The organism is Pseudonocardia benzenivorans CB1190 (assembly GCF_000196675.2).
In the GTDB taxonomy this organism is placed as follows: Bacteria; Actinomycetota; Actinomycetes; order Mycobacteriales; family Pseudonocardiaceae; genus Pseudonocardia; species Pseudonocardia benzenivorans.
The window spans coordinates 6,433,629-6,453,899 of sequence record NC_015312.1 but is presented as its reverse complement, the minus strand read 5'-3'; the positions used below and the strand labels follow the sequence as shown (position 1 = coordinate 6,453,899).

Sequence of the window (20,271 nt, the reverse complement as noted above, 5' to 3'; positions counted from 1 at the left end):
GTTTGCGCTCGACCGGACGCCGCGCGGCGACCGGCCGATCGGCGACCGCCCGGCGGTTGGGGCCGATCAGCCCGTCCGGACCTGGCCCCGGACCCTGCCGATGATGCGGCACACCAGGTAACCGAGGAACGCGATCGTCGCGACGTATCCGGAGATCGGCAGCCCGGGCGCCAGCGAGAGCACCGTCCCGCCGACGAGCGCGACCTCCGCGATCACCACGGCGAGCACCGTGGCCACGACGGGGCTCGCCGTCACGCGCGCGGCCGCGGCGCCGGGGATGATCGTCACCGACAGCACGAGGATCGCGCCGACGATCGGCACCGCCAGCGCCGTCACCAGTGCGATGAGCACGGCGAACAGCGGCGACAGCAGCCGCACGGGCACCCCGCGCGCGACGGCCACCTCCGGGTCCGTGCTCGCGAACAGCAGCGGCCGGTAGATGACGGCCATCGTGGCCAGCACCAGGATCGTCACAACGACGAGAACCTGGAGGTTCGTCGAGTCGACCGACACGATCGAGCCCGTGAGCAGGCCGAACTTGTTCGACGCCCGTCCGGGGTAGAGCGCGAGCAGCAGCACCCCCAGCCCCAGCCCGAACGCGAGTACGACGCCGATGACGGAGTCGCGCTCGCGCTGCCGCAGCCCGAGCAGGCCGAACACGAGCCCGGCCAGCACCGACCCCGCGACCGCGCCGACGCTCACGCTGACCCCGAGCAGCAGGGCGGCGGCGCCACCGGTGAACGCCAGCTCCGACGTCCCGTGCACCGCGAACCCCATGCCGCGGGCGACGATCAGCGGCGCGAGCACACCCGCGACGAGCCCGAGCAGCGCGGCGGCGAGCAACGCGTTGCGCACGAACGGCTGGGCCAGCAGGTCGCCGGTCCCGTCGAGGCTGAAGAGCTTGCCCAGCACGTCGTTCGCAGTGGCGTCCATCGGGCTGTTCACCGGGCCGCTCCGCCCGGCGCGGGGACGACCGCGTCGTGATGGTGCCCCGACTCCTCGACCCCGACGACGACCAGCCGCTCCCGCACCCTCAGCACCTCGACGTCGGTCCGGTAGAGCCCCGAGAGCGTCTCCGACGTCATGACCTCCTCCGGCGTGCCGAACCGGAACCGGCCGTCGACCAGGTAGAGGACCCGGTCGACCAGCGGCAGGACGGGGTTGATCTCGTGCGTCACGAACACGACGGCCGTGCCCGCGTTGCGGCGGCGCTCGTCGATGAGCCGGCTGACCGTCCGTTGATGGGCGAGGTCGAGGGAGAGCAGCGGCTCGTCGCACAGCAGTACGCGCGGGTCGCCGACCAGCGCCTGTGCCACCCGCAGCCGCTGCTGCTCGCCCCCGGAGAGCCTGCCGACGGGCGAGCGGGCGTACCGGCCGGCCCCGACGGCGTCGAGTGCCGCGTCGACGCGGCGGTTCCGCTCGCGGCGGCCGCGCAGGCCGAGCCCGAGATGGTGCCCGTCGAGCCCGAGCCCGACGAGGTCGCGCGCCCGCAGTGGCAGGTCCTCGGGCAGCGCCTTCTGTTGCGGCACATAACCGATGCCCTCACCGCCGCGGCGGGCCGGGTGCCCGTCGACGAGCACCTCACCCGCGTCGAGGGGCTGGAGGCCCAGCAGCACGCGCAGTAGGGTCGTCTTGCCCGATCCGTTGGGCCCCAGCACGGCGACGAACTCGCCCCGTGGGATCTCGAGGTCGAGCTCCTCCCACAGGGTCCGGGCGCCGAACCGGACCGTCGCGCCCCGCAGCGTCACCGCCGCGGGCTCGCGGCCGTCGACGGGGGGCGGGCCGGTCATCGCACCTTCCCGGAGAAGGGTCATCCGAGCGCCCGGGTGAGCGCGTCGATCTGCTGGGACTGCCACGAAACGTAGTCGGTGGTCCCGGCAGGCAGCGTCTCGGTCACCCTGACGACGGGGATCCCGGCGGCGGTGGCCGCCTGCTCGACCTGGGTCGTCGACGGGCTCTCGGTCTGCGCGTTGGAGACCAGCGCCTTGACCGACCGGTCGCGGAACAGGGCGAGGGTCTCCTGCAGGACGGCGGCCGGTGGGTCGTTGCCCTCCTCGGCGGCCTCGGAGAACTTCTCGGGCGTGACGTTGCGCAGCCCGGCCGCCTCCAGCAGGTACAGCGGGACGGGCTCGGTGATGGCGACGGCCGCGCCGTCGTGCCGGGACTTGACGGCGTCGAGAGCCGCGGTGAGCCCGTCGATCCGCTGCGAGAACGCGGCGGCGTTGGCGGTGTAGGTCGCGGCGTCGGCGGCGTCGATCCGGCCGAGGTCGGCGGCGAGCTCGGTGGCAAGCCGCTTCATCGTCGGCAGGTTGTACCAGACGTGCTCGTTGAACTCCTCGCCCGCGGGCACCTGTTGCTGCAGGCCCGAGAGCTGGGCGACGTCGATCGTCGTCGGCTTGCTCTCGGCGGCGTCGACGAGCTTGGTGGCGAAGTCGTCGTAGCCCGCGCCGTTGACGACGACGAGGGCGGCCTTGCTCACGGCCAGCGCGTCCGCGGGTGTCGTCTCGTACTCGTGCGGGTCCTTCGCGGGGTCGTCGATGATCGAGGTGACGTCGACGTGGTCGCCCCCGACGGCCCTGACGATGCTGCCGTAGACGTCGGTCGACGCGACGACGGCGACCTTGCCGTCCGCGTCGTCCGCGGCCGTGTTCGTGGATCCGCCGCTGCCACAGGCGGCGAGCGTGGCCGCGGTGAGGAGGAGGCCGCCGATCGTCACGGCGGTGCGGCGCAGGTGCATGTCGGCTCCGTATCAGCGAATGCGCATATTTGTATTGAAAACCATTGTCAATTCACTCTACAGTGTGGTCCCCGCGGATCAAGCCGCACGGGGCCGCCCTTTCTTCCCGCCGTCGCCGTGGTTAGCTTTGGAAGATGTCTCAGCCGAATGCGCGCAGGCCTGCCACGCTGGCATCCCTGGCCGCGGAGCTGGGCGTGTCCCGCACGACGGTCTCCAACGCCTACAACCGCCCCGACCAGCTGTCGGCGACGTTGCGCGCCCGCGTGCTGGAAGCCGCCCGCCGACTGGGCTACCCGGGGCCCGATCCCGTGGCCCGGTCGCTGCGCACGCGGCGCGCCGGCGCCGTCGGGCTGCTGCTCACCGAGGCGCTGTCCTACGCCTTCCGCGACCCGGTGGCCACCGGCTTCCTCGAAGGCCTCGCGCTGGCCTGCGAGCAGGCGGGTCAGGGCCTGCTCCTGATCCCGGTCAGCCCGTCGCAGCCCGACGTCACGACGGTCCACCAGGCGGGTGTCGACGGGTTCGTCGTGTACTCCGTCCGTGAGGACGACCCGCACTTCCTCGCCGTCCTCGAGCGGCCCGTGCCGACCGTGGTCTGCGACCAGCCGGTGGGCATCGACGGGGTGGACCGCGTCGGGATCGACGACCGCGCCGCCATGCTGGGGATGGCGCGCCACCTCACGGGGCTGGGGCACCGCCGGATCGGGGTGCTGTGCATGCGGCTGGCCCCCCAGCCGAACGACGGCCCGGCCGACCTCGCGCGGCAGGGCGCCACCAGCTACCCCGTGCAGCGGGCGCGGCTCGGCGGCCTGCGCGAGGGTTTCGCCGAGGTCGGGATCGACTGGGCGGACGTACCCGTCCACGAGCGGTTCGACCACTCCGTCGACGCCGGCGAGTCCGCCGCCGCCGAGCTGCTCGCCGCCAACCCCGGGATCACCGCGCTGGCGTGCACGTCGGACATCCTGGCGTTGGGTGCGCTGCGGCACGCCACCGCGCGCGGCCTGTCCGTACCCGAGGACCTCACCGTCACCGGGTTCGACGGGGTGCCCGAGGCCGAGCGGGCCGGGCTCACGACCGTGCGGCAGCCGGTACGGGAGAAGGGTCAGGTCGCGGGCGAGCTGCTGCTGGAGCGCGGCGAGCGCAACCGGCCGCGGCAGGTCGTGCTGCCGACGGAGCTCGTCGTCGGACACACGAGCAAGGGCCCGCGGGAGTCTCGGTTCTTCTCCGGCTGGTGAGCCAGCTACGCCTCCGCGCGGCCCGCCGCGTCGCGCCGGGCGTCGAGCAACCGGGTCAGCACCTCGGACATCTCCGCGGGGTCGGCGACGCGGTGTGACGCGGCCGTCGGGCCCTCGCCGACCTTGATGCCGACGTCGCCCGGGTGCAGCCGGGCGAACGCCGTCTCGTCGGTGACGTCGTCGCCCGCGAACAGCACGACCTCGGCGCGCGTGCGCTCGCGCAGGACGTCGATCGCGGCGCCCTTGCTCACCTCGACGACCGCCAGGTCGATCACGGCCTTGCCCTCGGTCGGGTCGATCCCCGGCGCGGCGGCCGGGCCGCTGCGTACCGCGGCGAGCACCCGCTCGGCGACGGCCGGCTCGGCGTTGCGCACGTGTACGGCGGCACCGGCGGGCTTCCGCTCCAACGCCACACCGGGCTCACCGTCGACCAGCTTCTCGAGCTCGGCGATCAGGTCCTCCCGGCGACGGCGTTGCGCCTCGTCGAGGAAGCCGTCCTCGGCGTCGGAGAACTCCCCGCCGTGGCTCCCGACCAGAACGGCGGGCGGCCCGAACCCCGAGACCGCCCGCAGATCGGCGAGCCCGCGGCCGGAGACGAGCGCGACCGTGGTGCCCGCCAGCCCGGCGAGCCCCGCGATCGCGCGGGCCGAGGCGGGCAGTGGGCGCGCCGCCGACGGGACGTCGACGATCGGGGCGAGCACGCCGTCGAAGTCGAGCGCGACGAGCAGCCGCTCCGCGCCGGCGAGGCGGTCGAGCGCGGCGTCCAGCGGCTCAGGCATCGGCGGGCGACGGCAGGCCGAGGGCGTCGAGGAACGACCGCGCCCACCTGTCGACGTCGTGGGTCATCACCTGGCGGCGCAGCGCCCGCATCCGCCGGCGGTTCTCCTCGGCGGGGGCGTTGGCGGCCTGGGCGATCGTCGCCTTGATGCCGTCGGTGTCGTGCGGGTTGACCAGGTAGGCCTGCGTGAGCTCCACCGCCGCCCCCGCGAACTCCGACAGCACCAGCGCGCCGCCGTGGTCGTAGCGGCAGGCGACGTACTCCTTCGCGACGAGGTTCATGCCGTCGCGCAGCGGGGTCACCAGCATGACGTCGGCCGCGAGGAAGAACGCCGCCAGCTCCTCGCGCGGCAGCGCCTGGTGCAGGTAGTGCACCGCCGGATGGCCGACGCGGGCGAACTCGCCGTTGATCCGGCCGACCGTCAGCTCGATGTCGTCGCGCATCTGCTGGTAGTGCTCGACGCGTTCACGGCTGGGCGTCGCCAGCTGGATCATGACGGTGTCGTCGGCATCGAGGGTGCCCTCGGTGAGCAGCTCGTGGAACGCCTTGAGCCGCACGTCGATGCCCTTGGTGTAGTCGAGGCGGTCGACGCCGAGCAGGATCCGGCGCGGCTCGCCCAGGTCGGCCCGGATCTCCGCGGCCCGCTTCTGCACCGCGTCGGTGTGCGCGAGGCGGTCGAGCGCAGCGGAGTCGATCGAGATCGGGAACGCCCCGACCTTCACGAGCCGGTCGCCGACGAGCACCTCGTTGCGCCCGGCGCCCGCGCGGGCGTCGGCCAGCCGCGTCGCCAGCCAGCGGAAGTTGCGCGCGCCGCCGGAGGTGTGGAAGCCGACGAGGTCGGCCCCGAGCAGCCCCGCGACGATCTCCCGCCGCCACGGCAGCTGCATGAACAGCTCCGTCGGCGGGAACGGGATGTGCAGGAAGAAGCCGATCCGCAGGTCGGGCCGCAGCTCGCGCAACGCCGCGGGCAGCAGCTGCAGCTGGTAGTCCTGGATCCAGATCGTCGCGCCCTCGGCCGCGACGGCGGCGGTCGCCTCGGCGAACCGCTGGTTGACCTTCACGTAGGCCTGCCACCAGTGCCGATGGAACGCCGGTGGCGCGACGACGTCGTGGTAGAGCGGCCAGAGACAGCCGTTGGAGAAGCCCTCGTAGTACTCCTCGACCTCGTCGGCGGTCAGCCGCACCGGGTGCAGCTGCAGCCCGTCCTCGACGAGCGGCTCGACGTCGGCGTCCGCGAGGCCGGGCCAGCCGACCCAGGCGCCCTCGCGGCTGCGCAGCATCGGCTCGAGCGCGGTCACCAGGCCGCCGGGGCTGCGCTTCCAGCGGGTGGAGCCGTCGGGCAGGCGCTCCAGGTCGACCGGGAGCCTGTTCGCGACGACGACGAACTCCGCACCGGGCAGCTCGGACTCGTCGGCCGTGTGGACCGCCACCGTTCCTCCTCGACGGGCGCGGCCGGGGGAGCCGCGGACCCGGCCCTGAGATTACTGGCGCTCCGCGTCCTGCGGGTCGTTCGTGAGCGCCGGAACCGGCGTCGGACGCGGCTGCCGGTGACGGTCGCGGGTGATGAACTCGCCCAACGCGACCCCGGCGGCCAGCGCCAGGCCGATCGCGAGCGCGAGGGTCACCGTGACCAGTCCCTCGGCGACGCCCTGCACCGCGAGCTGGTAGAAGCCGCGGTAGGCGGTCAGCCCGGGCAGCAGGGGCGTGATGCCGGCGAGGGTGACGACGAGCGTCGGCACCCTCGTCGTGCGCTTGAGGAGGCCCGAGAAGACCCCGACCACGATCGCGGCGACGCCCGTCGCCGCGATCGGCCCGGCCGCGGCGACGTGCGTCAGCAGGATGTAGACGCCCCACCCCGCGGCGCCGGCGGCCCCGGCGAGCGGCAGCGTCCGTAGCGGCGCATAGCCGGCGAGCGCGTAGGCCGCCGCACCGACCGCGCCCGCCGCGACGGAGATGCCGAACTGGCCCGCCGAGGCCGACACGTCGCCGGAGACCTCCAGTACGACGCCCACCTGGAAGCCGACCTTCAGACCGATGACGACGCCGGTCAGCAGCCCGGCCGAGAGCAGCCCGATCTCGGCGACCCGGCCGGCCGCGGTGACGTAGTACCCGGTGATGGCGTCCTGCACGGTGCTGACCACCGACAGCCCCGACAGCAGGACGGTGATGCTCGCGGCGACGACCAGCGACGGCCGCGCTCCCGGCGGGAACGCCCCGGCCGCGAGCAGCCCGACCGTGCACAACGACGCCAGCAGCCCGCCCACGACCTGCTGGAAGAACGTCGGGAGCTGCCAACGGTTGAGCAGCCGCCCGGCGCGGTCGATCAAGCCGGTCACGACGAACGCGATCAGCCCGGTGATCGGGGCGCCGCCGAGCAGCACCGCGATCGCCGCGGCGAGCAGCGCCCAGCCCGCCGTCGCGACCCAGCGCGGGTAGGGATGCGCGGCCTGGGTGGCCGTGGAGAGCGCCGCCGCGGCCCGCCGCACGTCGAGCTCCCCGGACTCCAGGTTCGTGACGATCTCGCGAACCGCCGCGAGGCGCGTGAGGTCCAGGGCCCGGTAGCGCACCAGGCGCATCGACGTCACCGGCGGCGCGACGCGGCCGCGATGGCAGCACATCGTGATCGAGGTGAACGTGATGTCCACGTCGACGGCGGGTAGGCCGCCCGTCCTGGCCACCGACAGCATCGTCGCGGTGACCTCGTCGACGCTCTCGCCCGACGACAGCAGGACCTCGCCGATCCGCATGGCGAGGTCCAGGACCTCCTGGACGCGGGAGTCGTCGGGCACCTCTGGTCCGACGACGAGCATCGGCAACGTCGGCGGTCCCGCGGCGAGCAGCCTGCGGGCGTCGCGCCGCAGTGCGCCGCGCAGCCGCCGGGTGAGCCGGTCGGCCGGACCGTCGAGGTGGCCGGCCACGTCAGCGGAGGAGGTGGGGGGCGGGCACGGGCACGAGGGCCAGGGTAGGGACTCGCGCGGATCTTCTCAGCGGCTGGTGCGTCTGCGGTAGCAGGCGGTCGCGAACGCGAACGACACCGCCAGCAGCCCGACCGCCCAGAGCGGCCCGAGCCAGCTCGCCGAGCCGATGGGCGTGCCCGTCAGCAGACCGCGGACGGCCTCGATCACCGGCGTGACCGGCTGGTGTTCGCCGATCGTGCGCAGCACCGCCGGCATCGTCTCGGTCGGGACGAACGCGCTGCTCAGGTAGGGCAGGAACAGCATCACGAAGCTGAGCGCGCTCGCCGACTCGACGCTGCGCGCCAGCGTCCCCAGGCCCGCGGCCAGCCACGACAGCGCCAGCACGTACATCAGCACCAGCCCTGCCGCGAGCAGCCAGTCCACCGGCGACGCCGACGGCCGGAAGCCCATCGCGAGCGCCGCCAGCACGACGACGGTCGTCGCCACCGCGTTGCGCGCCGTGCTCGCCACGACGTGCCCCGTCAGCACCGCCGAGGCGCGCACCGGCATCGACCGGAGCCGGTCGATCATCCCGCCGTTCATGTCGTCGGCCACCGCCATCGCGGTCGACGCGGCGCCGTACCCCGCGCACAGCAGGATCGTGCCCGGCACCACGTAGGTGACGTAGGCGGTGCCCGTGTGGATCGCACCGCCGAAGACGTAGACGAACATCGCCATCATCATCAGCAGCGGCAGGACCACGGACATGATCATCGTGTCGACGTTGCGCCTGGTCAGTCGGATGCTGCGGCCGATCATCGTCGAGGTGGCGGACAGCGAGACGGCGGACGGAGAGGGCAGGGCGGCGGTCATCGGGGATCTCCGCCGGGTCACGCGGGGACGTGGTGGGCTCGTCGAGGAACCGCAGGCGTGCCGCCGCGACGAGGCTCATCGCGAGGTCGAGGCGTCGCCGCGACCCGCCGGGGTAGGTGACGACGCGCCGGTCGGCGGCCTCGGTGAGGTCGAACCGGTCCACAGGGCGGCGGCGCGTGTCGCGGCGCCACGTCTGCTCAGCCGCAGGAGCCTGCCGATCATCGTCAGGTTCTCCCGGCCCGTCTGCTGGGCGTCGACGGCCGCGTACTGGCCGGTCAGGGTGATGACCTCGCGGACCTGCCACGGTTGGGTCACGACGTCGAATCCCGCGATCCGGGCCCACCCGCCGTCCGGTCGGGTCAGCGTGCCGAGGATGCGGACCGTCGTCGTCTTGCCCGCGCCGCGGGCCACGACCGACCCGCACCGTCGAGGAGATCGTCCGCGCCGCCGTCGAGATCGCCGACGCCGACGGCCTCGCCGCGGTCTCCATGGCCCGTGTCGCCGAACGCCTCGGCAACGCACCCATGGCCCTCTACCGGCGCGTCCGCAGCAAGTCCGAGCTGTTGATCCTGATGGCCGACCTGGCCATGGAGGGTCCGCCACCGCTGCCCGCGGGCGGCGGCCGGCGCCCCGCCCCTCACCGCGTGGGCCCTCGGCGTGGTGGCGCTGTACCGCGCCCACCCATGGGCGGCGACGCTGCCGTTGACCGGGCCGCCCGTCGGCCCCACCAACCTCGCCTGGTTCGACGCCGCCCTCGGCGCCCTCGACGGGACCGGCCTCGACGCCGGCCACAAGGTCGCCGTCGTCATGGGGCTGATCACCTACGTGCAGGGCGAGATCCGGCTGACCACCGATCTCGCCGCCGCCTTCGCCGACGATCCCGCGGCCTTCGGCGCCCGCTACGGCGCGGCCCTCAGCCGTGTCGTCGACCCCCGCGCCCTCCCCGCCCTCGCCGCCGTCGTGGCCGCCGGAATGTTCGACGTGACCGCCACCGACTTCTGCGCCGACGTGGCCGCCGACTTCGACTTCGGGCTCGGGTGCTACCTCGACGGCGTCGCGGCCGTCATCGCCCGGCAGGGCACGGCACCGGGCCGACGCCCCGCGACCGGCGCGCGACGCCCCCGCCTGCGGCCACTAGGATTCGGAGGCTCCAGCACCCGCCGGTGTAGCTCAGTGGTAGAGCAACCGCCTTGTAAGCGGTAGGTCGTCGGTTCGATCCCGACCTCCGGCTCCAGGTGTGACCAGCGGTGTTGCGATCGTAAAGATCGCCACGTGCTGTCGCGTGGGATCAAACGTGGTGCGAGTGCGGTAGGTTGCTCCCATGCCGCGCGCTTCCGCCGCTGGCCAGCGGCGTGCCAAGGGCAGCATCGAGACGCTGCCGAGCGGTGCCCTGCGTGTCGTCGTCTATGCCGGCATCGACCCGGTGACCAAGCGCCGGCACTACCTCCGCGAGGTCGTCCAGCCCGGACCGAAGCTCGACGCCCGCGCCGAGGCCACCCGCGCCCGCTTGGTCGCGGAGGTCGCCGAGCGCCGGAACCCGCGGACGAACGTGACCATCGACCAGCTGCTGGAGCGCTACCTCGACCAGTTCGACGGCTCCCCGAACACGCTCACGCTGTACCGCGGGTACGTGCGCAACCACATCTCGCCGCTGCTGGGCTCGACGCGGGTCGGTGCGCTGGACGCGGAGATGCTGGACTCGTTCTACGCCGAGCTGCGCCGGTGCCGGCTGCACTGCACGATGCGCCGTGGCCGGGTCGATCACCGAACGGACGGCGAGCACGAGTGCGACGAGCGCTGCCGTCCGCACGTCTGCAAGCCGCTCGGCCCGACGACGATCCGGCACATGCACTTCATCCTGTCGGGTGCGTTCAAGAAGGCCGTCCGGTGGCGCTGGGTCGCGGTCTCGCCGGTGCCGCAGGGTGAGCCGCCCGCGGCGCCGAAGGAGAACCCGAGTCCACCCACGCCGGCCGAGGCTGCGCGGATCTTGACCGCCGCTTACCGCGACCCCGATTGGGGCACGTTGCTGTGGGTGGCGATGACGACGGGTGCGCGGCGGGGTGAGGTGTGCGCGATCCGGTGGTCGGCGGTGAACCTCGACGAGGGTCGGGAGACGATCTGGCTGCGCCACGGCATCCGCAAGGACGGCCGCGGCGGGTGGGAGGAGGCGTCGCTCAAGACGCACCAGCAGCGGCGGATCGCGCTCGACTCCGAAACCGTCGCGGCATTGGTCGAGCACCGGGAGCGGGGTGAGCAGCGGGCGGCCGCTCTCGGGTCGGTGCTGCAGCCGGAGGCGTTCGTGTTCTCCGATGCGCCGGACGGTTCGACCTTCACGGTGCCGGACACGGTGTCGCAGCGGTACGAGCGATTGGCGCGCCGGCTGGGCCTGAGGACGACGCTGCACAAGCTGCGCCACTACTCGGCGACCGAGCTGATCCTGGCCGGGGTCGACGTCCGCACGGTGGCCGGTCGGCTGGGGCACGCCGGCGGCGGTACGACGACGCTGCGCACGTACACGGCGTGGGTGTCGGAGGCAGATCAGCGGGCGGCGGCCGGGTGGACGACACGGATGCCGGAACGCGATCAGCTCTCGCAGTCGCGCAGCTGGGCGCGCATCAGCCCGCAGCACCGGTACGAGCGGGTCGCCGCGGCCTTGGCTGCGCAGGTCGAGTCCGGCGTCCTCGCTGCCGGCTCCCCGGCGCCGTTGGCGGCGGTGCTCGCGGAGGAGCATGACGTCTCGGTTGCCACCGCTCGGCGGGCTGTGGCACTTGCGAAGGAGTGGCGAGTGATCGTGCCCGATGCTGTGGGCCGGCCTCGGGTCGCCGCTCTGGCGTCCGCAGCTGCTCCGGCGGATCCTGCGCCGGCGCAGGCACCCCAGGGGTCGGTCGGGGAGTACTGGTCGGTGGTGGTGACGGGGCCGGGAGGCGTTCGTCTTGCTCCGCGGATGGTCAAGGGCCGGATCGACGAGCCCGACACTTTTCGCTCGCATCTGGTGGGCATCGTGCGCGCGGAGAAGCCGGCGCTCGTCGACGAGCCCGAGGACTTGTGGATCGGCGACTACGAGCTGCTCGTGCGCCGTCCAGGGTCCGACGAGGCGGAGGCGATTCTCAGGCTCGGCTGATGGCCTGGTCGCAGGAAGATCGTCGGCGTAGCGTCGATCGGCTGTGGACGAGCTGACGGCACACGAGGTGGCGGATCTGAGCGGCGCCGAGGTTGCGGACGTCCGTGCGGTCGTGGAGTGGTTCGGCGACCGCGAGGATGCGATCCCCGCGGACTTGGCGGAGACCGTGCGCGGCGTCCTCGACCCGGACGGGCACCGGTCGGCGTTTCACCGCATGAGCGAGGAGGAGTCGCTGCGGTGGTCGGCGGTGGAGTACCTCGAGAAGGGAGATCGGGCGGCGCTACGGCGGATCGCAGACGCCTGCGGGGCGGAGATTGCGCACGCCCTGTCGATGGATGCTGCGATCGGTGGCCTGCCGGCCGGGGCGGAGTGGGCAGCGAAAGTCGATGCCTGGTTCGCCGAAGTCGTCGACGCGCCGCGGTTCGGGATCACGAGCCCGGCGCTGAGTCGACCGGCGACGAGCTGACGATCGAGGAGATGCGCGCGGAGTATGCGTCCGTTCGGGCGATGTTGTGTCAACGAGCCGCGGCGGTTTCACGGCCGGGACAGTGTGCGCTCATGGGCTACTTCTGCAGGCGCCTCTATCCGGCCGAGCATGCCCCTATCGCTGGGCGGATGCTCAGCGCGGAGATCCCGTGGCATCGCATGACCGAGCACCTCGACACCGGTCGCGTCCAGGTCGACGGCGAGGTGGTCGCCGATTCCGAGCTGTCGGCACCGCGGCAGTCGGCGGCGCTGATGCTGAACATCCCGTGACGGGGCCGGTCAGCGCATTTTGGTGGCGCCCTTGCCGGCGTCGGGGTTACTTCCGGGCCACCAGTAGTCCGGGACGGTACGCACGCACATCGGGTCGAACTGGTCGCGGACTTCGCCGCTGTAGTCGTTGAGCAGCGTCCCGTCCGGGTGCAGCCCGCCGGTGTCGGGGTCGAGCCAGGACAGCAGCACCCGGATATCGCCGGGCTCAACGCCCAGCTCGTCGGCGAGCTCGTCGACGGTCAGCCGCCCGATCTCGCGGTCGCGCCGGCCGCCGGTCGGTGGGCCGCCCTGTGGCGTCGGCGGCCCGGTGCGGAAGGGATGGCGCCGAGCCCAGTCCATCGCCTGCCGTACCAATGCGGTGGCGGCGGCGCCGCGGGCAAGGGGTCCGTCGCGTTCGCCGGCGTAGCGGCGCCCGATCTGCGCGTCTTGAGCGAGTTGTTCGCGGCGGCTCAGCCGGTCCCGGTCGCGGGTGCGCAGCGGGCGCGGAGCGATGAGCTGGTGGGCGTGGGAGTCGCAGGCGTAGCTGTGCCAGACGGTGCCGGTGCTGGCCAGATACAGCCCGACCGCGGTCACCGGCGCCGGGCACGCGAGGTCGCTGTCGTCACCGTCGACGCCACCGCACCCGGCGTCCATCGCACGGAACGCCATCCCACTCCCCGCCCTTCGTCGTCGACGTGCTGGTCTAGCGATGCAGTCCAGCTGCGCGATCGACAGCTCCGACGAGGCCGACCGCGGCCCGGGTGACCTCGGGCGGGAGCTGGTCGACGTGGTGTCCGCAGGCCGTCACCAGTGCGGCGACGCTGGCGCTGATCGCGGCCCGGCGTGGGTCGGATCCTTGTTCGTGGACGGCGAGTTCCTGCAGGACCTGGGCGGCGTCGACGAAGCCGCGGGAGTCGTGGGTGGTGGACGTGGTTGCCGGCATTCGCTTCCTCTCGTGGGTGGGGTGGCCGCGGCGGGCGCGCCCTGCCCCGGCGCCCCGGCCGCCGCCCGCCGAACCTACGGGCTCTAGAACGGGCGTTCGATACCCTTGACGGGTGAGCTACCGCCTGTAGACACCTCCTCACTCGATGGGTGAGTGAATCCCGACCCGGCGCGGCTCGGTGATCGCCACCCTCGGTCCGCTGCAGGTCAGCACGCTGTGACGTGCTTACAGTCGGGCGGTGGGAGCAGGCGCCGGGGCGGTCGAGCTGTTGCCGCCGGTCGTGCCGATGGTGGCCCGCGCGGTCGACGACCTCCCGGTCGATGACGGGGACGGGCGGTGGTCGTTCGAGCCGAAGATGGACGGCTTTCTTAACTGAACTCTCGGGTGTCCTGGTTCTGCTGGGCTATGGCTTCGGCGTGGCGTCGACGGAGGTGTCGGTCAAGTCCTCGGACGTGGTGTTTCGCGGCGAGCGCGTGATCTTCGTGTAGTTGTCAGGCGCTGAGCGCCGGGATGTCGCTGGTGGAGACCTCCTCGGGAGTGATGGCGGGGTCGGGAACGGTCGTGAGACGGGCTCGTTTGAGCACCTCGAGGCCGAGGTAGCGCCGGCCCTCGATCCACTCGTCGTGCTGCTCGGCCAACACCGCGCCGACCAGCCGGATCAGCGCGTCGCGGTGCGGGAAGATCCCGACCACGTCGGTGCGCCGGCGGATCTCTCGGTTGAGCCGTTCCTGGGGGTTGTTCGACCAGATTTGGCGCCACAGCTCCTTCGGGAAGCTGGTGAAGGCGAGCACGTCGGCTCGGGCGGTGTCGAGGTGCTCGGCGACGGCCGGGAGCTTCTCGCCCACCGCATCGAGGATCCGATCGAACTGCGCCTGCACCGACATGGCGTCAGGCTGGTCATAGACCGAGTGCAACAACGCCCGCACCCACGGCCACGACGACTTCGGAGTCGCCGACATCAAGTTCGCCGCGTAGTGCGTGCGACAGACTTCCACTGTCAACCTGCGAGCTATTCGATCTTCTGGATCGGCGCAGCATTGGCGGCCGCGCGGCCTGCTCGCCGGCGGCTGAAGAAGGGCGCTGGTCAGCCTGTGGTGAGTGCGGCCTGGGCGGTGGTGTGGCGTTTCGGGTCGTAGGGGGTGTGAGTGCTCCAGCAGGTCCAGAGCACGCGCATCCAGCGGGCGGCGAGGCCGCGAAGTGCGCGGTGGTAGTGCTGGCCGCGCTGGTCACGAGCGTCGCGGAACGCCGCCTTGGCCCAGGGTGCTTCCTTCATCGAGTTGTAGGCCCACCACATCGCGGCCTCGCGCAGGATCGTGTTGGCCGCGTAGCGGAAGCGGACCTTGCGCGATCGGCCGGAGGCGCGGGTGACCGGAGCCAGCCCGGACTCGGCGAGCAACGTCGCCGGCGTCGGGAACCGGGCGCGGTCCTCACCGATCTCGGCGAGCAGCGTTCCGGTGAGGACTGGCCCGACGCCGGGGAAGCTGGCGAAGATTGGCATGTCGGGGTGCTCGGTGACCGCGGCGGCGATGGCGTCGTCGTACTCGGCGAGTTGGGTGTTGAGCAACTGCAGCAGCCGGGCGAAGGACTGGGCGGAGTAGGACTTGCCCGCGACAGTGCCGGTCGAGGCAGCGAGCAGGTTCTCGCGCAGCCGCTCGGCGAGGACCTGGCCGGGAACCCGGCCGGTATAGCGGTGGCGGCTCAGGAACCCGTTCATCCGGGTGGTCTTGATCCGTGACGCCGCCGCCGGGGTCGGGTAGTCGAGCACGAAGTGCAAGGTGATCTGCCGGTCGACCGAGGAGAACAGCCGCGCGGGCGCGGGGTGGTAGGCCTCGAGGATCGCCCGCAGCTGGGACTCGGTGGCCTGCTGGGTCTGCTGGAGACGGTCCCGGTCGCGGGTCAACGCTTTGATCTCGGCCAGCAGCGGCGAGGGCGGGGTCAAGGCCCGCCAGTGCGGGTGCTCGTGGCGCAGCGTGTCGGCCAGCACGAACGCGTCGAACCGGTCGTCTTTGACCGCGGCGACCCGGTAGCGCTCCCGCGCCCGGGCGGCGATGCGCGGGGACACCGGAAACACGGTGTGGCCGCGGGCCTGCAGATGCTCGACGAGCAGCCCCTCGGCGCGCTCGACGGCGATCGGCAAAGCCCTCCCGTGCTGGGCGAGCGCGGTGTCGAGCTCGGTCAGCCCGGCGACGTCGTGTGTGACGCGCTGCTGGGTCAGCCGCGTTCCAGTGGCGTCGAGGACGCAGAGTTGGTGTTCGCTGCCGCCCCAGTCGACGCCGGCGAACGCCGGCCAGTCCCGCGAGTTGTCTCGATCGGACAAGACGTGCCCCTTCGGGTGACGGGTCCGCTCCGGGCCGATCCCCTTCGGGCGCTCATCCAGGTGCTCGTGGCACGACTCCCACTGGCCGATCGAGGAACGACCACCACCGGGAGGGACGAGTCTGCCGCTGGACCTCAAGGGTCACGCTGCCAAGGTCCTCTCCCGGTGGTGGAGGTGGACCAGCGGGAACTTCCCGCCGCTGCTGATGTTGACGGATGACCGCTGCCAACCGGCGCCGGGCAAGGTCGCCCCGATCGCCGCGACCAGCCCAGCGTGCGCGTCGCTGGTCACGAGCCGGACACCGGACAGGCCTCGAGCGGTGAGGTCGCGGAAGAACGCCAGCCAGCCGGCTCCGTCCTCCCCGGAGGTGACCTGAACCCCGAGGATCTCCCGATGCCCATCACCGTTGACCCCGGTCGCGACCAGGGCATGCACGTTCACGACCCGCCCGCCCTCGCGCACCTTCAGGACGAGGGCGTCGGCGGCGACGAACGTGTAGGGCCCGGCGTCCAGCGGGCGGGAGCGGAACTCCCCAACCTGAGCATCGAGCTCGGCGGCCATGACGCTGACCTGCGACTTCGACAACCGGGTGATGCCGAGGGCATCGACGAGCTTCTCCATCCTGCGCGTGCTGACGCCCAGCAGGTAGCAGGTCGCGACCACCGTGGTGAGCGCACGCTCGGCCCGGCGGCGCCGCTCCAGCAGCCAGTCCGGGAAGTAGCTCCCTTCGCGCAGCTTCGGGATCGCCAGCTCCACGGTGCCGGCGCGAGTGTCGAGCTCGCGGTGGCGGTAGCCGTTGCGCACGTTGGTGCGCTCGGGGCTGGACTCACCGTAGGGAGCGCCGCAGACCGCGTCGGCCTCCGCCGACATCAGCGTGTTCATGAACGTGGTCAACATCTGGCGCAGCAGATCCGGCGAGGCGGACCCCAGCTGCTCGTGCAGGAACCGGGTCGGGTCGATACTGGACGGTGCGGTCATCGCGTAGAACTCCTCGAGTCTGTGAGAGGTCTCAAGAAGATCACGCGATGGCCGCCCTACTCGTCCACGCCACACCCTCACCAGGGCTTACCGCACACCACTCTGCTGGACGCCACTGAGGTGTCCGAGGCTCTCTTCGAGCGCTGCGACTTCGCCGAGCCAGACCTTGTCTCGGGCTTCGGACAGGCGGGCTTCCGCGTTGGCGGTCATGTCCTCGATGCGGCCGATCTGGGCGGGGTCGACGCGGAGGAAGCGGCACCGGGTGCAGGCGTGTTCATGGACGCAGGGTGTGCCGTAGGGGCGGTGGCAGCTGCCGAGAGCGACCTTGCGGAGCAGGAAGTGCTGCTCGAACTCGGCCCATTCGTCGCTGGTCGCGGATCGCAGTTCGCCGTCGGGTCGCAGCTTTCGACGCCGCTCGATGGCCGCTTCGTGGGCGGCGATGACGTGCTCGGGGAACACGGCGGTGTAGCCGCGGGTGGTGTCGAGGCTGAGGTGGCCGAGCAGGCTGGCCGCGATGTGCAGTGGCAGCCCGGAACCGACGAGTTCGGTGGTGAACAGGCGGCGGAAGTCGTGCGGGGTGAAGTGGACGGGGCCGTCGGCGTCGCGCAGGCCGGCCCAGGCGGCGGTGCCGCCCAGCAGGGTGCGGACGTAGAACGGAGAGATCACTTCCTGGCGGGTGCCTAGGCGGCGGGCGAACAGATGCGGCAGGGGTTCGCCGTGGGTCTTCTCGTGCGGGTCGTAGCGGACCGAGAGCGGGACCTGGTCGGCGCCGTTCTTAGCGCGCCGTTGCACCGCGAGCAGAACGGTGACTAGTTCGGGGCTGATGGGGATGAGTCGTTCGGCGTCGGTCTTGGACGGGACGATGTGCAGCAGCGGGACGAGGGTATTCGTCGTCGCCGGCGTGTAGTGGCGCAGCGACAGCTGCGTGAGCTCGAGGAGCTCCTCGATCCGGATGCCGCTGTGGCGCAGCGTCTCGACGATGGCCCAGGCCCAGAAGGCGTCCTCCTCGAGCTTGGAGATGTTGACGTGTCCGCGGTCGAGCGGGACGGGCCGGGCACCGGGCTCGATGTGAAGGACGTCGGCCCAGGTCTGGGAAGGGCGGAGGTAGTCATAGCGGCTGGTGGTCGGGCGGCGGGTGTAGTGGACGCCGTCGACGACGAACGTCTCGATTTCCGGCGTGTCCTGAGCGGCCTGAAGCAGTCGTTGGCCCCAGTCCATGCGGGCGTGGGCGGCTGCGAGGTAGGCCGGCAGCAGTGGGGTGAGAGCGCGGGTGCGGGCTTGGGTTTGGGCCTTCTGCCGGCGCTTGTCTTTCGCGGCGGCGCGGGACTGCGCGCGTGGGACCGGGCAGGGTGCGACCCACACGCCCCAGCGGGCCGGGTCGTCGTGCGCCCATTCGGCGAGGTCGCGGTAGAGCGCTCGGATCGCGAACAGGATGGAGTGGATCTCGCGGCGCGGTCGTCCGTCGCTGGTGACGGCCAGCCGCTCTCGCCAGGTCGCAATCGTGTGCGGGTCCAGCCGCAGGTCGGCCTGGCTGGGGTTGATCTGCAGGATCTCCCACCAGAACAGCCGGACCAGGCGGTAGGCCAGGCCACTGAGCGAGGCGTAATCCATGCCGGGCTTGAGCTCGTTGAGGTAGTCGACGAGCAGGTCACGCACGCCTGATGGCGCGATGCCGTAGCGGTCGACGAGGGTGGCGACGGAGTGCTGGCGGGTGTTGCCCTTGGCCGACCACGCCGCGCGCAGCGTCGGTGGTTCGTTGGTGAACACCCCGAGCGTGACGAGCAGTTCCCAGGCGAGGTGTTCGCGGCGGCTCCGGCCGGAGGTGCGGACGACGTCGGCATAGTGGAGCAGGTCCTCGCCCTGCAGGTCGACGAGCGGTTTGCCGGTCCGGATCATCACGCGGGCGATGCCGTGTTCGGCGTCGCGTTGGTGCCGGGCCAGTGCGTGGCGGTAGGGCTGGAGGTCGCGGAGGCGAGGAAGGTCGTCAGAGGCGTTGATCTGCAGGAACCGCTCGAGCCCGACATAGACGCGGCTGCAGGTCAGCAGCCAGCCGTAGGAGGGCCGCAGCACGCGCGCTTGGATCAGCATGTAGAGCCCGCCGCTGAGATCGGCGCGCTGCCAGGTCGAGGTGAAGTCGGGGAAGGCCGTGGTCGCCCAGGTCTTCGGGGCGGCGTCAGCGCCAGATGCGAGCCAGCGCTGTTCCCACGTGTCACCCTCGAAACGATCGAGCCAGCCCAACAAGACCCGGCAGCGTCGGGGAACAGTCTTGCCGATCAAGACAGACCTGCGGTCGGGGTCAAGGCGATCGAGCACCGCGGCGGTGGTGTCATCGACGTCGAGGTGTTGCACCGCGTGGCCGGCCCCATGGGCAGGCAGCGGGGGCGGTGGTTGGCCGGCGTCGTAGGCGACCATCAGCCGGACCTTCCCGTCCGCGCCGAACCGGTCATCCGGCGGGATCGCTGCCGCAACCGGCGACCCGGGCCGAGACAGCAGCTGAATGCGGGGGCTGCTCCCACGTCGGGTCGCTGCGGCGATCGCGCGTGACGGCGGGATCTGTGAGGGCGGGATCATCGCCGGATGCCGAGTAGTTCGTGGACAGCGGACGCGTCGTAGCCGGGGTCGAGCGTCGGCGCCGGCGCCGGCGGTCGAGCGTAGTGCTCAAGCACCTTCTCGATCAGGTCCTCCAGCCTGGGCTGGGTGTAGATCTGGGTGGTCGTCACGCTCGCGTGGCGCAGGATCGTCTGCACGTCGACCAGGGTGAACGCCGGGTCGGCGAGCATCCGCTGCGCCGCGGTGTGCCGCAGGTCGTGCAGCGTCCAGTTAGTGCCCAACACGGCGTTCGCGCGCTGCAGGGCGGCGCGGGCGGCGTGATAGGTCAACGGCCGCGGCGGCTGGGTGCGGGTCCACCAGAGCGGTCCGCCCTCGACCAGTGGTGGGCGGTCTTCGGCGAGGTAGAGCGCCAACCAGGCAAACGAGTCCACGCTCGCCGGGACCTCCTCGCGGGCCCGGCTGCCCTTGCTGACCACAGTGATCGTGTGGGCGCCGACGTCGAGATCGCCGTGGCGCAGCCCGAGCAGCTCCGCGGCACGGACCCCCGAGGACAGCCAGAACGAGATCAGCGCGCGGTCGCGGTGGCAGCGCAACACTCCGAACAGCTGCTCGGCCGCCTGGTCCGGGATCGCCCGCCAGGTCGGTTTCGGTTGCTTCTGCCGGTAGGTCGCCCGTCGGTGGACGACGAAGTCCTCCATCGGGTTGTGGTGAGCCAGCACTCGCCCGCCATCTCGTCCTCGCTGCGCCGGGACCGGGTTGACCAGCGGCCCGAAACCGGCCGCGCAGGCATGGTCGTAGAACCCGAACAGCACGCTGAGCTGGTGGTTGATCGTGCGGGCCGCGTACTGCCTGCCCGGCGCCTGCTTGCCGGTGCGCGGGTTGACCACCCCGAGCGGCGGCGCGTCCGGGCGGCCGCGCCGCCGCTGCGGGTTCGGGACCTCGCGCAGGTGCTCGACGAACGCGCGCACGTCGGTTCGTTCGGCGCCCCCGCGGCGTGAACGGCTCCAGCGGGTTGTGGTGCGCGTGCGCCCGCTCGCCCCGCTCCCGCTCCCGCGGAACCGGGTTGATCAGCGGGCCCCGGCCCTGCTCGATCCAGTAGTCGTAGAAGCT

General features: G+C 72.1%; 19 protein-coding genes, 1 tRNA gene and 3 pseudogenes. 8 read left to right on the top strand and 15 right to left on the bottom strand.

What is annotated here, in order from left to right; genetic code table 11:
• Window positions 1-66: 66 nt before the first annotated feature.
• Genes PSED_RS30590 through PSED_RS30580 form a run of 3 tightly spaced genes read right to left on the bottom strand, consistent with a single transcriptional unit; the run spans window position 67 to window position 2,737 of the window.
• Window positions 67-909, bottom strand: a complete 843-nt coding sequence (locus PSED_RS30590) for a metal ABC transporter permease (RefSeq protein WP_041762927.1) — start codon at window positions 907-909, stop codon at window positions 67-69.
• Between the two features lie 32 nt (window positions 910-941).
• Window positions 942-1,790: a metal ABC transporter ATP-binding protein gene (locus tag PSED_RS30585; protein ID WP_013678088.1), complete on the bottom strand. Its 849-nt coding sequence runs from the start codon at window positions 1,788-1,790 to the stop codon at window positions 942-944.
• A gap of 20 nt (window positions 1,791-1,810) precedes the next feature.
• The gene (locus tag PSED_RS30580) at window positions 1,811-2,737 is read right to left on the bottom strand and encodes a metal ABC transporter solute-binding protein, Zn/Mn family (RefSeq protein ID WP_013678087.1); all 927 of its coding nucleotides are present in this window, start codon (window positions 2,735-2,737) and stop codon (window positions 1,811-1,813) included.
• 134 nt (window positions 2,738-2,871) lie between these two features.
• Here PSED_RS30580 and PSED_RS30575 point away from each other — a divergent pair, with 134 nt between their 5' ends.
• Window positions 2,872-3,969 (top strand): LacI family DNA-binding transcriptional regulator, encoded by a 1,098-nt coding sequence (locus PSED_RS30575; protein ID WP_013678086.1) that lies wholly within the window; start codon window positions 2,872-2,874, stop codon window positions 3,967-3,969.
• Between the two features lie 5 nt (window positions 3,970-3,974).
• On the opposite strand, the gene otsB is transcribed toward PSED_RS30575, so the two are convergent.
• From otsB to PSED_RS30550, 5 genes are all read right to left on the bottom strand, one after another.
• Window positions 3,975-4,748, bottom strand: a complete 774-nt coding sequence (otsB, locus tag PSED_RS30570) for a trehalose-phosphatase (protein ID WP_013678085.1) — start codon at window positions 4,746-4,748, stop codon at window positions 3,975-3,977.
• Window positions 4,741-6,177, bottom strand: coding sequence for an alpha,alpha-trehalose-phosphate synthase (UDP-forming) (locus tag PSED_RS30565; RefSeq protein WP_013678084.1), 1,437 nt, complete (start codon window positions 6,175-6,177; stop codon window positions 4,741-4,743). The genes otsB and PSED_RS30565 overlap by 8 nt, the downstream gene beginning before the upstream one ends.
• Before the next feature lie 51 nt (window positions 6,178-6,228).
• Window positions 6,229-7,665 carry a threonine/serine exporter family protein gene (locus tag PSED_RS30560; RefSeq protein ID WP_013678083.1) on the bottom strand — a complete coding sequence of 479 codons (1,437 nt, stop codon included), beginning with the start codon at window positions 7,663-7,665 and terminating at the stop codon, window positions 6,229-6,231.
• 66 nt (window positions 7,666-7,731) lie between these two features.
• Window positions 7,732-8,517 (bottom strand): ABC transporter permease, encoded by a 786-nt coding sequence (locus PSED_RS30555; protein WP_013678082.1) that lies wholly within the window; start codon window positions 8,515-8,517, stop codon window positions 7,732-7,734.
• A gap of 75 nt (window positions 8,518-8,592) precedes the next feature.
• Window positions 8,593-8,928: a P-loop NTPase family protein gene (locus PSED_RS30550; protein ID WP_049803545.1), complete on the bottom strand. Its 336-nt coding sequence runs from the start codon at window positions 8,926-8,928 to the stop codon at window positions 8,593-8,595.
• Between PSED_RS30550 and PSED_RS35820 the strand changes: the two are divergent.
• The 6 genes and pseudogenes from PSED_RS35820 to PSED_RS30530 all read left to right on the top strand — a co-directional run.
• Window positions 8,841-9,071, top strand: a pseudogene (locus PSED_RS35820) (TetR/AcrR family transcriptional regulator); the annotation flags it as partial. The gene PSED_RS30550 and the pseudogene PSED_RS35820 sit on opposite strands and share 88 nt — an antisense overlap.
• Window positions 9,072-9,174: 103 nt before the next feature.
• Window positions 9,175-9,720, top strand: coding sequence for a TetR/AcrR family transcriptional regulator C-terminal domain-containing protein (locus tag PSED_RS35815; protein WP_202946479.1), 546 nt, complete (start codon window positions 9,175-9,177; stop codon window positions 9,718-9,720).
• Window positions 9,677-9,751: transfer RNA gene (locus tag PSED_RS30545), tRNA-Thr, on the top strand. Before PSED_RS35815 ends, PSED_RS30545 begins: the two co-directional genes overlap by 44 nt.
• 87 nt (window positions 9,752-9,838) lie before the next feature.
• A complete protein-coding gene (locus tag PSED_RS30540; RefSeq protein WP_013678081.1) occupies window positions 9,839-11,638 on the top strand; it encodes a site-specific integrase in 1,800 nt (599 codons plus the stop codon).
• 43 nt (window positions 11,639-11,681) lie between these two features.
• Window positions 11,682-12,104: a hypothetical protein gene (locus tag PSED_RS30535; RefSeq protein WP_013678080.1), complete on the top strand. Its 423-nt coding sequence runs from the start codon at window positions 11,682-11,684 to the stop codon at window positions 12,102-12,104.
• Window positions 12,105-12,253: 149 nt separating this feature from the next.
• Window positions 12,254-12,394 carry a hypothetical protein gene (locus PSED_RS30530; RefSeq protein ID WP_158511349.1) on the top strand — a complete coding sequence of 47 codons (141 nt, stop codon included), beginning with the start codon at window positions 12,254-12,256 and terminating at the stop codon, window positions 12,392-12,394.
• Between the two features lie 9 nt (window positions 12,395-12,403).
• Here the strand turns inward: PSED_RS30530 and PSED_RS30525 are convergent, their stop codons facing one another.
• Together PSED_RS30525 and PSED_RS30520 are read right to left on the bottom strand one after the other, a co-directional pair.
• Complete coding sequence (locus tag PSED_RS30525) at window positions 12,404-13,042, bottom strand: hypothetical protein (protein ID WP_013678078.1); 639 nt, start codon at window positions 13,040-13,042, stop codon at window positions 12,404-12,406.
• A 34-nt stretch (window positions 13,043-13,076) separates the two neighbouring features.
• A complete protein-coding gene (locus PSED_RS30520) occupies window positions 13,077-13,316 on the bottom strand; it encodes a hypothetical protein (protein ID WP_013678077.1) in 240 nt (79 codons plus the stop codon).
• A gap of 238 nt (window positions 13,317-13,554) precedes the next feature.
• Here PSED_RS30520 and PSED_RS30515 point away from each other — a divergent pair, with 238 nt between their 5' ends.
• Window positions 13,555-13,692, top strand: a complete 138-nt coding sequence (locus PSED_RS30515; RefSeq protein ID WP_158511348.1) for a hypothetical protein — start codon at window positions 13,555-13,557, stop codon at window positions 13,690-13,692.
• Between the two features lie 115 nt (window positions 13,693-13,807).
• On the opposite strand, the pseudogene PSED_RS30510 reads toward PSED_RS30515, so the two are convergent.
• The 5 genes and pseudogenes from PSED_RS30510 to PSED_RS30490 form a co-directional block, all read right to left on the bottom strand.
• Window positions 13,808-14,314, bottom strand: a pseudogene (locus PSED_RS30510) (transposase); the annotation flags it as partial.
• 86 nt (window positions 14,315-14,400) lie between these two features.
• Complete coding sequence (locus tag PSED_RS30505) at window positions 14,401-15,633, bottom strand: IS110 family RNA-guided transposase (RefSeq protein WP_013673333.1); 1,233 nt, start codon at window positions 15,631-15,633, stop codon at window positions 14,401-14,403.
• Between the two features lie 198 nt (window positions 15,634-15,831).
• Window positions 15,832-16,611, bottom strand: a pseudogene (locus PSED_RS30500) (IS256 family transposase); the annotation flags it as partial.
• A gap of 87 nt (window positions 16,612-16,698) precedes the next feature.
• Window positions 16,699-19,023, bottom strand: coding sequence for a tyrosine-type recombinase/integrase (locus PSED_RS30495; RefSeq protein ID WP_202946325.1), 2,325 nt, complete (start codon window positions 19,021-19,023; stop codon window positions 16,699-16,701).
• Between the two features lie 155 nt (window positions 19,024-19,178).
• Window positions 19,179-20,129, bottom strand: coding sequence for a tyrosine-type recombinase/integrase (locus PSED_RS30490; protein ID WP_013678075.1), 951 nt, complete (start codon window positions 20,127-20,129; stop codon window positions 19,179-19,181).
• Window positions 20,130-20,271: the final 142 nt, after the last annotated feature.

Bases quoted from the DNA above. Each gene is read 5' to 3' on its own strand.
- PSED_RS30495 (WP_202946325.1), bottom strand. From the start codon at position 19,023: ATGGTCGCCTACGACGCCGGCCAACCACCGCCCCCGCTGCCTGCCCAT.
- PSED_RS30520 (WP_013678077.1), bottom strand. From the start codon at position 13,316: ATGCCGGCAACCACGTCCACCACCCACGACTCCCGCGGCTTCGTCGAC.
- PSED_RS30575 (WP_013678086.1), top strand. From the start codon at position 2,872: ATGTCTCAGCCGAATGCGCGCAGGCCTGCCACGCTGGCATCCCTGGCC.
- PSED_RS30555 (WP_013678082.1), bottom strand. From the start codon at position 8,517: ATGACCGCCGCCCTGCCCTCTCCGTCCGCCGTCTCGCTGTCCGCCACC.
- PSED_RS30525 (WP_013678078.1), bottom strand. From the start codon at position 13,042: ATGGCGTTCCGTGCGATGGACGCCGGGTGCGGTGGCGTCGACGGTGAC.
- PSED_RS30530 (WP_158511349.1), top strand. From the start codon at position 12,254: ATGCTCAGCGCGGAGATCCCGTGGCATCGCATGACCGAGCACCTCGAC.
- PSED_RS30540 (WP_013678081.1), top strand. From the start codon at position 9,839: ATGCCGCGCGCTTCCGCCGCTGGCCAGCGGCGTGCCAAGGGCAGCATC.
- PSED_RS30580 (WP_013678087.1), bottom strand. From the start codon at position 2,737: ATGCACCTGCGCCGCACCGCCGTGACGATCGGCGGCCTCCTCCTCACC.
- otsB (WP_013678085.1), bottom strand. From the start codon at position 4,748: ATGCCTGAGCCGCTGGACGCCGCGCTCGACCGCCTCGCCGGCGCGGAG.
- PSED_RS30585 (WP_013678088.1), bottom strand. From the start codon at position 1,790: ATGACCGGCCCGCCCCCCGTCGACGGCCGCGAGCCCGCGGCGGTGACG.